We start from the raw sequence: 12,165 nt of genomic DNA, 5'->3' as shown, positions 1-12,165 counted from the left end.
AATGGCTTGAACTTGCCGCAAATCCCCGTATCACTGGATCGTGCGATCGAACCACCGAGGACTTCCGATGAACCAGTTATTCGCCGACGGCACTGTCAACGCTGAGGTTTTGGGCGAAGGCCCGCCGCTGGTGCTGTTCCATTCGCTGCTCTCGGACCGCGCCAGCTTCGACCGCATCGCGCCGTCCCTCGCCCGGCGCTTTCGCGTCATCGTTCCGGAGCTGCCGGGCTTCGGCGCGTCACACTCCGTCGAAGGCGGGCTGCCCGCGGTGGCTGATCGCATGGCCGCGTTCGTGCGCGAGGCCACGGCCGGCGAGGACGCCATCGTGCTCGGCAACGGCTATGGCGGCTTCGTCGCGCTGCAGATGGCCATTCGCCATCCGGGGATCGCCAGCCGCCTGGTGCTGGCGGATTGCGGCGCGGCGTTCTCCGAGCCCGGCCGCGAGGCGTTCCGCAACATGGCGGCCGCGGCGCGGGCCAAGGGATTGGCCGCGATCACGCCGGTCGCGATGCGGCGGCTGTTCGCCCCCGACTATCAGGAGGCACATCCCGAGCTGATGCGCGAGCGCGAGGCGGCGTTTCTGCGCACCGACATCGAGGTGTTTCACGCCGCCTGCACGTCGCTGGCCGGGCTCGACCTGCGGCCGGAGCTAGCGAAGGTGACGGTGCCCGTGCTGGTGATGGTCGGCGATCAGGACGAAGCCACGCCGCCGCCGATGTCGGAGGAGTTGAGCGTGCTGTTGCCCGATGCCCGCCTGCATGTGCTGCAAGGCTGCGCCCACGTACCACCCTTGCAAGCTCCCGAGGCGTTCCTCGAAGCCATAGCGCCATTCCTGGCTCACGGCGCAGAGATCCGCGCTGCCTGACGGTACGCGACCGTTGAAGCGCGCCGTCCGTCTGATGCGATCTCAACCGAAGTTGCCACCATCGAGCGCAATGCCGTCGAGGCCGTCTTGCGGCAGGCCGAGATGGTGCAAGGCGGTGGGCGCGAGGTCGATGATGCGGCTTTCCGTCGTCACCACCTGCCCCGCGGCAAAGCCGTTGCCGACGATCATGAGCGTGGGATTGGTCTCGTAGCGGCCGAGCCCGCCATGCATGCCGCAGTCGCGGCGCACGGCGTCCTCGTCCTCGGAGAAGCGCACCGCCATGACGGTGAGGCCGGGAATGCCGTTGCAATTGCTGCCCGGCGATTTTGCCATGTCGACGGCGAGCACGTCGGCGGCCGGGATCTGGCCGAGTGCCGCAAGGTCCTCGCCGCGGATGATGCGCCCTGCCCAGGATTGCTGGCCGAGCCAGTCGGCGACCTCGTCCCGCCGGTTGAGGGCGTCGTCGCCGAAGTGAATGAAGGCCGAGGATCCCTGGCAGGCCACGACGAGGTCCGGACTCTCCAGTTCGGTCTTGAAACCCGCCTCGAACAGGCGCCGTTCCACCGGCACGACCTCGGTGACGGATTCATGGCCATGGTCGGAGCCGACCATCAGCAGCACGTCATGGCCGCGATCCCTGAGCCGCGCGACGGCTTCGGCGACAGCACCAACGTGGTTGTCGACCGCGCGCAACGCCGCGAGGTGCTGCGGCGAGCCGAGCGGAAAGGCGTGCATGGTCTTGTCGGGTTCGGACAGCCACAGGGTCGCCACCGAGGGCGGACGCTCCAGCAGGATGGAGATGAATTTTTCTGTGAGAACGGCGTCGCCGACAGCACCTGCGGGTGCGTCGATCGGCGGCAGCAGCGGCACCCTGCCCGGGCGATAGCTCAGCTCGCGGTGATACAATTCGGCGTGGGCATCGGCGTCGTGAAACCAGGCCGCGCCCGGCGAGACGTTGGAGCACAGCAACGCGCCGTGCAGCTCCGCAACCCGCGCCGACAGCGACGGGCGCAGCAGCAGCCGGCCAAAATGATTGCGATAGGTGTCGAAGAATTCTGGTCTGCCGGCGTCGTGCAGCTCATGACCGCCGGCGACGGGCAATCCCACCATGTTGCCCCGCAGCCCATGCGAGACCGGCCAGCAGCCGGTGGCAATGGAGGCTGACGACGCCCGCGTCGCCGACGGAAAGATGCCGCGATGGTCAGCGAACCAGGTACCGGCCTTGCGCAGCCGCGCCATGTGCGGCGTCGTTTCTTCCGACACGAAGTCCGGACGGTTTCCGTCACAGATGACGGTGACGACGATGGGGTGTGACATGGCTGCTTCCGTTCCGAGCTTAGTCGTCGAGGGTGGGATCGAGGCGGTCGCGCAGCCAGTCGCCGATCAGCGACACCGCCAGCGTGGTCAGCGTGATCGTCACCGCCGGCGCCAGCATGATCCACGGCGCGCTGCCGACATAGTCGCGGCCGTAGCCGACCATGTTGCCGAGGCTGGTCATCGGCGGCTGCACGCCGAGGCCGAGGAAGGACAGGCCGGATTCCAGCAGGATGACTTCAGGAAACACCAGGGTCATGGAGACGATCAGCGTCGAGACGATGTTGGGCAGGATATGGCGCAGATAGATCCGCGACGGCGTGGCGCCGAGCTGCCGGACCGCGGCGGCATAGCCCTGCTTGTTCGCCGAGATCGCCAGCCCGCGGGCGATGCGCGCGTAACGTTCCCAGCCGTAGCAGCCCATCAGCCCGATCAGCAGCGGCAGCGAGGTGCCGAAGAACGCCAGCACCGCCAGCGCCAGAATCAGAAACGGCATGCTGGCCTGAAAGTCGGCCAGCATCAGCACCGCCTGCTCCACGAACCCGCGAAAATGCGCGGCGAGGAATCCCAGCAGCGTGCCGACCACCGCGGAGATGGCCGTCGCACCGAAGGCGATCAGCAGGGAGATGCGGATCGAAAACATCAGGCGCGACAGCACATCGCGGCCAAGTTCGTCGGTGCCCAGCCAATGCAGCGCATGGCCGGGCGGCGCCAGACGGTTGCGCAGGTCCATCTTGGTCATGCCATAGGGCGCCAGCGTATCGGCCAGCAGCCCGATGGTCAGCATGGCGACCAGCCAGACAATGGCGATCACGACGGCAGCCGGGATTTTCGGCCATGTCAACGTTGGCTTTGCGGTGCGTTCCTCGGGAAGTGACAGATCCGCCATCTCAATGCGCTCCGGCCGCCTGCGGGCTGCGCAGGCGTGGATCGAGGAAGCCGTAGAGGAAATCCACGATCATGTTGGACGTCACCATGGTGGCGGCGACCAGCAGCAGGATGCATTGCACGATCGCGAGATCGCGGTTGGCCACCGCGACGACGAGCAGCCGCCCTACCCCGGGCCATGAAAACACGCTCTCGACGACGACGGCGCCGGCGATCAGGCTGCCGACCATGAAGCCGACAATTGTCACCGTCGGAATCGCGGCGTTGGGCAGCGCATGCGACAACACGACGGTCCGCCACGACAGGCCCTTGGCCGACGCGGTACGGATATAGGAATGGCCGAGCACTTCGAGCATGGCGCTGCGGGTGAAGCGCGCCAGCACCGCCGCGCCGCCGATCCCGAGCGTCGCGATCGGCAGAATGGCGTGGCGCCAGGTCTCCTGCCCGCCCGACGGCAGCCAGCCGAGCTGGACGGCAAAGATCAGCACCAGCACCAGGCCGAGCACGAAGCTCGGCACGGTAAAGCCGACTACGGCACCGATCATCACCACGCGATCGATCCAGCTGCCGCGATTGAGCGCCGCGAAAATTCCCGCGGGAATGCCGATCGCGAGCTTGATCAGCAATGCCGGGATCGTCAGCGCCAGCGTGGCCGGAATCCGTTCCAGCACCAGTTCGATCGCCGAACGGCCGTCGCGCATCGAGCGGCCCAACTCGCCCTTGGCGATGGCGCCGAAGTAGTTGACGTATTGAATCCAGATCGGATCGTCCAATCCCCACGCCTTGCGGAACGCGGCGATCACTTCGGGCGGCGCCTCCGGGCCCAGGATGATCAGCGCCGGGTCACCGGACATCCGCAGCACGACGAACACGAAGGTGACGACGAGCACGATGGTGATCAGGGCCCGCAACAAGCGGATCGCGAAATAGCGTGCCATCAGTGCAACGCTCCGGCGCGCGCGGAAGAACCCGATCCGACCTGATGGCAGGCCACGCTGCGGCCAGGCGCGACTTCGGCGAGGTCAGGCGCCTCGACGCGACAGCGCGCGAACGCGATGGGGCATCGCGGATGGAAGCCACAGCCCGCAGGTTTCGCCGCGGGATTCGGCGGCTCGCCGGTCAGCACGATGCGCTCGGCCTTGCGCCGGCCTGGTGTCGGCGAGGCCGACACCAGCGCGCGCGTGTACGGGTGCTGCGGCGAGGCGAACAGATCGTCGGCGTCGCCGAGTTCGACCACGCGCCCGAGATACATCACCGCGACGCGTTCGCTGATCTGACGCACCACCCGCAAATCGTGGCTGATGAACAGCATGGTCAAATTCAACTCGGCCTGCAGATCGGTCAGCAGATTGACCACCTGGGCCTGAATCGAGACGTCGAGCGCGCTGACCGGCTCATCGCAGACCAGGAAATCCGGCTTGGTCGTCAGCGCCCGCGCCAGCACCGCACGCTGGCGCTGACCACCCGACAGTTCATGCGGATAGCGCTGTCCGATGTCTCGCGACAGCCCCACCCTGCGCATCAGATCCGCCACCCGCGCGGCGCGCGATGCCGCGTCGCCGATGCGGTGGATGTCCAGCGGCTCGCGCAATTGGGTGGCAATCGGCAGCAATCGGTCGAGGGCACCGAGCGGATTCTGGAAGATCATCTGCATGCGCGCACGCGACGCCCGCCAGGCCGTGCTGTCCAAGGCCGCCAGCGGCGCGCCGTCAAAACCGACCGCTCCCGCATCGGGGTTTTCCAGACCGAGCACCAGCCGGCCGGTGGTCGATTTGCCCGAACCGGATTCACCGACCAGGCCGAGGGTCTTGCCGCGGGGAATCGCAAAGCTCACCCCGTCGACCGCACGAACCTCACGCGCATGTCCGAACATGCCGGCTTTCATCCGATAGCTGCGCACCAGCCCGTCAACGCTCAGCAGCGGCGTGGTCATTCCGCCGCCTGGACGTAACGATGCGCCGGGGCCGCACGGTCGATGACGCAGGCGATCCGCCGGTTGTCGGCGATGGCGCGCAGTCGCGGCGGGATCTGGCATGGCCCGCCCGCGAAGTCGCAACGCGGCGCAAAGGCGCAGCCGGTCGGCATGGCTTTCGGGTCCGGCACGGTGCCGGCGATGGCCGTCAGCCGGCGCCGCGGGCCGTCCATGGTCGGTAGCGATCCGACCAGTCCGGCGGCATAAGGATGGCGGGGATCGTCGAACAGCTCCGCCGCCGGCGCTTCCTCGACAATGCGGCCGGCATACATCACCGCGACGCGGTCGCAGTTTTCCGCGACCACGCCGAGATCGTGGCTGATCAGCACGATGGCCATGCCGGTCTCGCGGCGCACGCGCCAGATCAGTTCGAGAATCTGCGCCTGGATCGTCGCGTCGAGCGCTGTGGTCGGCTCGTCGGCGATCAGCAGGTCGGGATTCCCTGCCAGCGCCATGGCGATCATGATGCGCTGGCTCTGGCCGCCGGAGAATTCGTGCGGATAGGCCGACAGCCGGCGCTCGGCGTCGGGGATGCCCACCAGATCGAGCAGGCGTTTCGCTTCGGCGTGGATCGCAGTTCCCGACAACCCGCCATGCAAAGCGAGACTTTCGCTGATCTGCCGGCGGATGTTGAGCACCGGGTTCAGCGCGCTGGCTGGATCCTGAAAGATCATGGCGACCTTGCCGCCGCGGATCTTGTCCAGGGCGCCCGGCGATGCGCCGAGAAGTTCGGCGCCTTCCAGTTTGACGCTGCCGCTCACGGTGGCAGTGTTCGGCAGCAGGCCGAGCGCCGCCAGCCAGGTCACCGACTTGCCGGAGCCGGACTCGCCGACGAGGCCAATGGCCTCGCCGCGACGCACTTCAAGGCTGACGCCGTCCAGCACCTTCACGCCCTTGAAGGCGACGGTCAGCGCGTCGATCGCGATCAGCGGCTGCATTACTCAGCTCCCGAAATTGCCGGGACGGAAATCCATCGCAAAGGCCGGAGAGGCTTTCCATTTGATGGATTTCGGCTTTGCGGTGAACGTCGCGTTCTGGTGCAGCACCGTATAGGCGGGGTCCTCGCGTTCGAGGATTTCGAGCATGCGGCGGAAGGCAAGGCGGCGCTTCGGACGATCCGTCGAGGTCTCCAGCACTTCGCACAGCGCATTGGCTTCGACGTTGGCGTATTCGCCGATCTGCTGCTGCTGTCCGTTCGGACCATGCTGGGCCACGATCGACGACACCGGATCGTTGAACGGCGCCGAATTCGACCAGTCGCGCACGGCGCGGGTCGGCGTCCGCTCCATGATCTGGGTCCAGTTTTCCTTGGTCTCGATCTGGACGTTGAGGCCGACGGCCTTCCACATCTCCACCAGCACCTGCGAGGTCGGCACCTGGTTGGTGTAGTAGTTGTTGAGCAGCCGGTACGGGATCGGATCGCCCTTGTAGTTGGCCTGCTTCAGCAGATCCTGCGCCAGCTTCGGGTTGTATTCCGGCACGGTCCAGTCGGCATGGAACATGTCGCCGTAGAACTCCCACTGCAGCCCGTGCGGCACGCGGGTGCGGCCGGCCCACAGGCTGTCGACGATGGCCTGGCGGTCGATGGCATGGGTGAAGGCGCGGCGTACCAGCGGGTTGGCCAGCTGCGCATGGTTCTTGTCGAACACCGTGAGGCGGTGATTGGCGATGGTGCCGCCCTGCACTTCGAAGCCGGCGTTCTTTTCGATGCCGGCAATCTGGTCCGGCGGGATATCGCAGGCGAACTGGTACTGGCCGGACACCAGGCCGTTGACCCGGCTCGACACTTCCGGCACCTCGACGAAGCGGATCTGCTTGATCGGCGGGCGACCGCCCCAATATTCGTCATGCGCCACCAGCGTCAGCGATACGTCGGGTCTGTACTCCGCCACCATGTACGGCCCGGTGGTGATCGGCTTGCGCGCCCAGTCGAGATAGCTCGCGGCCTCTTCCCAGCCACGACGGCTCATGATGTCGGATCCGGACCGCGACAGCCGGCCTTCCAGCGTGACGTCGGGCGTGGCGTTGACGAAGCGCACGGTGTATTTGTCCACCGCCTCGACGCGCACCAGGTCGGGCCAGATGCGGCGCGCCACTGCCGGAAGATCGCCCGGCAGTTCCTTGCCCGGGCGCGGCGTCGGGATCTGCTCGGTGGCGCGGATGGTGCTGCGGTTCTTGGCTTCGGTGTTGGCGAACATGCGCTCGCGGCTGAACGAGAACACCACGTCCTCGGCGGTCATCTCGTCGCCGTTGTGGAACTTGACGCCCTGGCGCAGTTTCAACTCGACGGTCTGATCGTCGACCCGGCGCCATTCGGTGGCAAGGCCCGGCGTCATGCGCAGATCGCTTCGCCAATCCTTGCCGATCAGGGCTTCCCACAGCGAGGAGTAGAACACCCGCTCGCCGACATTGGACTGCTCGCGCAACACGTCGAGTGTGTTGGAGTTTGCCACCTTCTGCACCGCGATGGTGATCGACGGGCGGTTATCGGCCTGCGCAATCGAAATCCGCGGCAGAATGAACGCACCGGCGGCGCCGGCGCCAAGGCTGAGAATCGAACGGCGATTGGGACAAAGCATGACGCGTTCCTTTGGCATCGGATAACAACAGGCAGCAGACGCGGACGACGACGGGATCGCGCTAGCCGGCGATACCGAGCGCCTCGAGATGCGCGGCGCCGCGGCGAATATTGAGCTGGTCCTTGACCTCGATCAGCAGCCGCGGCCGCTGCGACAGGCGGCCCAGCGCCCGGAACACTGCCATCCAGTTCACGGTGCCGTCGCCGGGCAACCAGTGACGATCCGAGTAGCCGTCGGCATCCTGGATGTGCACATGGGCGAGATCCGCACCGGCTGCATCAACATAGTAATCGACCGGCGGCGCGCCGGTGGACACATGCGCGTAGTGCGCGTGCCCGGTGTCGATCGACACGCGAACCGCGACACTGTTGAAACTCCGGGCGAGGAGCACGCGCGCCATCGGGTCGATGTCTTCGATGTTCTCGATGACGAGCTCGCAGCCGATGCCCTCGGCGCGTTGCACCACGTCCCTGAGCGTCTGATGCACGCGTTCGGCCAGCGCCTCGCGGGAACCGGGATTGATATCGAGGTTATTGTAATCCCAGGTGGTGAACGGCGAATGGATCACCATCTGCGTCGCCCCGATCGCCTCGCAGGCATCGAGCCCCTGCAACAGCCGCTTGGTGACGACGGCGCGAATGAGCGGATCCTGGCTGTCGATCTTGAAGCCCCAGAACGGACCGTGCATGCCGAGCCGGCCGGTGTAGCCGTCGAGCAGGCGGCCAACGTCATCGGCCACCGCGCGCCAATCGCCGTCGAGCGTCTCGCTGCTGAAAAAATCCTGAATTTCCAGATCGCGCTGCTTCTCGAGAATCCAGTCGCGATGAATGGCAAGCGTCTTTGTCGTCAATGCTGCGCCGACGACGGGCAGTTCCATTGTGGCTATCATGAATGTCCTCGGAGCCGAACTGCGTTCTATCGACGCAGTAGCTAGTCGAACGACGTGACGGCCTCATGAAAGCGCAGTGTCTATCCCAAGCATCCGGATTGCCGCGGGATGTCCCGCCGGGAACCGCAGCCGATCAAGACTTTATGGACGTGGCCCCGATCGCTTTTCGCGATCTTGCGCCGGTGCAGGCTCGCACCGACACATATGCAATTGCGCATCCCGGGCTTGCACGTCAGGCGACCGGGCCGTCTGACGTGCATGCCGGAACAGCAATGGCCGGGGTTGCCTCAGGCATCCCCGCATGCGCTACAGCGCGATTTCCATCAGATCCTTCGCCACCACGATCGGGCCGCTATAGTGCTTGCGCGCACCTTCCATCCACATCTCGTCCGTGATCGAGTCGATATCGCCGGGCACCAGATGCGTCATCACCAGCTTCTTGACACCCGCGGCCTGGGCGATGCGGCCGACATCCTCGGTGGAGGTGTGCGATGCCAGCAGGTGCTCTTTCAGGGTCGCGGCATTCTTGATCCGCCCCGCCAGGGCATCGACGCCCGGCAGGTATAGCGCTTCATGGATCAACAAGTCGGCACCCTTGGCAAAATCCGCCAGCGCCGGATTGTAGGCGGTGTCGCAGGCATAGACGATCGCGCCGTCCGGGGTGTCGAAGCGAAAGGCGTAGTTGTTCTCCAGAATCGGCGGATGCGGGGTGCGGAGCGCGGTCACCTTGACCTTGTCGTTGCTCATGATCGGGCCCGACTGGGTGATCTCCTTGACCACCAGAAGCTTGCGCGGATCGGGCTTGCCCTCGTCAGGCATGCGGATTTCAATGTCGGCGCGGTTGCTTTCCCAATAGGCCTTGGTCAACGCGTCCAGTCCGACCGGACCGAACGCCTCGATCGGGTGATTGAGCCCCACCGACCAGGCGCCGTCGACCATGTTGCCGAATTCCAGCACGTGATCTGAATGCATGTGCGTGACAAACACATAGCGGATGTCCGGCAGCGCGACCTTTGCCTCGGCGAGCCGTTTGGCGACGCCATAGCCGCAATCCACCACATAGGGGACATTGTCCACCAGCAGTACGTTGGCCGGATTGGAACGGCCGGTGGTGATGCGCGGGCCGCCTTTGGTACCGAGAAACACCCAGCGGGTTCGCTTGGCCTCGGGGGCAGCCTGCGCAGTCGCGACTGGCAGTGCAAAATGGCTGGCCGCCGCGCCCATCATGGAGAGTTTCAGAAGTGTACGTCTGTCGATAGTCATCAAGTCGTCCTCGGGATTGAAATTGTCGAACGGGGCGATGGCGCTTTCGGTGTCAGCGTCATCGGGGGTTCTTGGTCGCCTGCTGTCCACAAATTATGATGGGAGCAGCGAGGCGCTTCGTTGACGCACGTAGCCTGCATGCAAGCCTGGCTCGGCGCCGCGGCGCGCCTGCTGCGGCCTCACGCCGCCCGCACGCCGCTCAGGAAGCTGGAGATCCGCGCCGTCAGATCGCTGCTGCGCACCGACAGATCGTCGGCCTTGGCGATCATGCGTAAAGCCGCCGCTTCGGCTTCGGACATCGCCGAACTGACCTCCCCCACATTGGCGGAAACGTCGCGCGTGCCGGTGGCCGCCTGCTGGGCATTGGCGGCGATTTCGCTGGTGGTCTGGCGTTGCTGGATCAACGCCGCGGAAATATCGGCGGTGACCGCGTCGACGCGGCCGATGGTCTGCGAAATGCTCTTGATGGCCTGAACCACCGCCGCGGTCTCGGCCTCGATGCTGGCGATCTGCGACGTGATCTCCTCGGTCGCCTTGGCTGTCTGGGTAGCCAGCGCCTTCACTTCGCCCGCCACCACGGCAAAACCCCGGCCCGCGTCGCCGGCACGCGCCGCCTCGATCGTGGCATTCAGCGCCAGCAGGTTGGTCTGGCTGGCGATGTCCTGGATGAACTTGATGATCGTGCCGATCCGCTCCACCGCATGGTCAAGCCCGACGATGCGGTTGTCGGCAGCGCCGACCTCGCGTACGGCCTCGGCGGCGATGGCCGCACAGGTTTCCAGGCGCTGCGCGATGTCGGCCACGGCAACACTCATCTCCTCGGCGGCGCTGGCGATGGTGCTGACGTTGACCGAGGCCTCCTCGGCACCGGCCGCGACATTGGTGGCGCGCGTCGACGTATTGGTGGCCAATCGTGAGCTGGCCTCGGCATCGGCCCGCATGGCGTCGCCGGCGGCATCGACGCCCTGAATGGCCTCGGCGCTGGCGCTGTCGAAAGCCAGCGTCAATTCCGCGATCCGCGCCGCACGGGCCTCGCGGCCCTGCTGCTCGCTGCGATGCTCGGCCTCCAGACGCGCCGCCTCGATGGCATTGAGGCGCAGGGTTTCCAGAGCGCCGGCCATCTCGCCGATCTCGTCGCGGCGCCCGCGCGCCGGCACGTCGACATCGCGATCGCCTTGCGCCAGCCGGGTGATCGCGGCGGTGATCCCCACCACCGACTTGACCACGCGGCGATCGAACAACACGGTGACCCCGACCACCAGCATGATCACCAGCAACAAGCCGCCACCGAGCAGCATCAGGCTGGTGAGCGCCTCGCTGCGCGCGGCTTCGGCCACGGCAATCGCCTGCTCCATGGCCGCGTCGCGAACAGCGGTCGTGGGCTGGGCGGGACCGACCAGCCGCTTCAGCACCTCCTGAAACGAGACGCCGTAATCGGTACCGGCCGTCCCCTTGGCCGTCAGTTCGGCAATGAAGCGGTCGGCGTCACCGAAGAATTTGGTTTCGATGTCCTTGACCGCAGCGGTCAGCCGCGGACTGTCAGAAAACGCCGAGGCCGCAGCCTGCAGACGCATCCAGGCGTGGCTGATTTCGCCGGTCGGCCCACTGGCGCCCTGGATATCCGCGAGCGTCAGCATCTTGCTGTTGCCGGCCGCCCTGGTGAAAACGCTGGCGCGGCGTCCGGCGGCATCGCGCATGTCCCAGGACAATCGCGCCACTTCGATCAGGCTGCCAACGCTCTCATGGGCCTTGGCGGCATAGCGTTCGATTCCGTCCGCGATACCGTTCAGCCGGGCATTCAGCTCAAGCATCTGCGGCACATAGCCCTTGACCAGCGCCGGGTCGCGCTGCGCCCGCGGCAGCCGATAGGCCGCATCGAGCCTGCCGTAGATTCCAGCGAGGTCGCGACCGAGCGCGTCGAGATCGGCGGCCGCACGATCGCGTCCCGGATACACCGCTGCAAGGGCGGCGCTCCGCGCTTTGGCCAGTTCGCCGGCCAACTGGCTGCGCGCGCTCGATACGGCCGCCAGGGCCGCGGGCGCCGCCGCGTCATCGGCGATCAGGGCGGCATTCTGCGGCCCACGGCCGACCGCGAGCTGTTCGGTGGCGCCCAGCACCGCGCCCATGGCCGCGGCCAACTGCGCCGCCTCGTTGGCCTTGCGGTAACCGTGCCATTGCTCGGCAACGAACAGCGCCGCTGCCACAGCAATGATGGCTGCCATGGCGGACACGCACAGCAAGAACAGAATTCGGACGCGCATCGATCTTCCCCAGTTACCCGGGGCCACCTATGCCAAGGTGGTATTAAGTTATGGCTAAGGAGGTCATTGCAATCTGCAAGATATCACCCTGAATCGTCACGATGGGCTGCGATCTCCTCGCCAGAACCAACGCG

The 12,165-nt window shown here is 66.1% G+C and carries 10 protein-coding genes; 1 reads left to right on the top strand and 9 read right to left on the bottom strand.

Annotation, left to right across the window (positions count from 1 at the left end):
• Nucleotides 1-67: 67 nt before the first annotated feature.
• Nucleotides 68-865, top strand: coding sequence for an alpha/beta fold hydrolase (locus tag ONR75_RS16680; RefSeq protein WP_265078259.1), 798 nt, complete (start codon nt 68-70; stop codon nt 863-865).
• Between the two features lie 42 nt (nt 866-907).
• On the opposite strand, the gene ONR75_RS16675 is transcribed toward ONR75_RS16680, so the two are convergent.
• From ONR75_RS16675 to ONR75_RS16635, 9 genes are all read right to left on the bottom strand, one after another.
• The gene (locus tag ONR75_RS16675; RefSeq protein WP_265078258.1) at nt 908-2,182 is read right to left on the bottom strand and encodes an alkaline phosphatase family protein; all 1,275 of its coding nucleotides are present in this window, start codon (nt 2,180-2,182) and stop codon (nt 908-910) included.
• Nucleotides 2,183-2,201: 19 nt separating this feature from the next.
• Nucleotides 2,202-3,068, bottom strand: a complete 867-nt coding sequence (locus tag ONR75_RS16670) for an ABC transporter permease (protein ID WP_265078257.1) — start codon at nt 3,066-3,068, stop codon at nt 2,202-2,204.
• A gap of 1 nt (nt 3,069) precedes the next feature.
• Nucleotides 3,070-4,005, bottom strand: a complete 936-nt coding sequence (locus ONR75_RS16665; protein WP_265078256.1) for an ABC transporter permease — start codon at nt 4,003-4,005, stop codon at nt 3,070-3,072.
• Nucleotides 4,005-5,000 carry an ABC transporter ATP-binding protein gene (locus tag ONR75_RS16660; protein ID WP_265078255.1) on the bottom strand — a complete coding sequence of 332 codons (996 nt, stop codon included), beginning with the start codon at nt 4,998-5,000 and terminating at the stop codon, nt 4,005-4,007. The genes ONR75_RS16665 and ONR75_RS16660 overlap by 1 nt, the downstream gene beginning before the upstream one ends.
• Nucleotides 4,997-5,977 (bottom strand): ABC transporter ATP-binding protein, encoded by a 981-nt coding sequence (locus ONR75_RS16655; RefSeq protein ID WP_265078254.1) that lies wholly within the window; start codon nt 5,975-5,977, stop codon nt 4,997-4,999. Before ONR75_RS16655 ends, ONR75_RS16660 begins: the two co-directional genes overlap by 4 nt.
• A 3-nt stretch (nt 5,978-5,980) precedes the next feature.
• On the bottom strand, nt 5,981-7,618 hold the full coding sequence (locus ONR75_RS16650) for an ABC transporter substrate-binding protein (protein ID WP_265078253.1): 1,638 nt from the start codon (nt 7,616-7,618) through the stop codon (nt 5,981-5,983).
• 61 nt (nt 7,619-7,679) lie between these two features.
• Complete coding sequence (locus tag ONR75_RS16645) at nt 7,680-8,495, bottom strand: sugar phosphate isomerase/epimerase family protein (protein ID WP_265078252.1); 816 nt, start codon at nt 8,493-8,495, stop codon at nt 7,680-7,682.
• Nucleotides 8,496-8,813: 318 nt separating this feature from the next.
• Nucleotides 8,814-9,770 carry an MBL fold metallo-hydrolase gene (locus tag ONR75_RS16640; RefSeq protein WP_265078251.1) on the bottom strand — a complete coding sequence of 319 codons (957 nt, stop codon included), beginning with the start codon at nt 9,768-9,770 and terminating at the stop codon, nt 8,814-8,816.
• 179 nt (nt 9,771-9,949) lie between these two features.
• Nucleotides 9,950-12,031: a methyl-accepting chemotaxis protein gene (locus ONR75_RS16635; RefSeq protein ID WP_265078250.1), complete on the bottom strand. Its 2,082-nt coding sequence runs from the start codon at nt 12,029-12,031 to the stop codon at nt 9,950-9,952.
• Between the last annotated feature and the right edge of the window lie 134 nt (nt 12,032-12,165).

The sequence above is a fragment of the Rhodopseudomonas sp. P2A-2r genome (genome assembly GCF_026015985.1).
Classification (GTDB): Bacteria; Pseudomonadota; Alphaproteobacteria; order Rhizobiales; family Xanthobacteraceae; genus Tardiphaga.
Note: the sequence above shows the minus strand (reverse complement) of the source record. Positions and strands in the feature narration are given on the sequence as shown.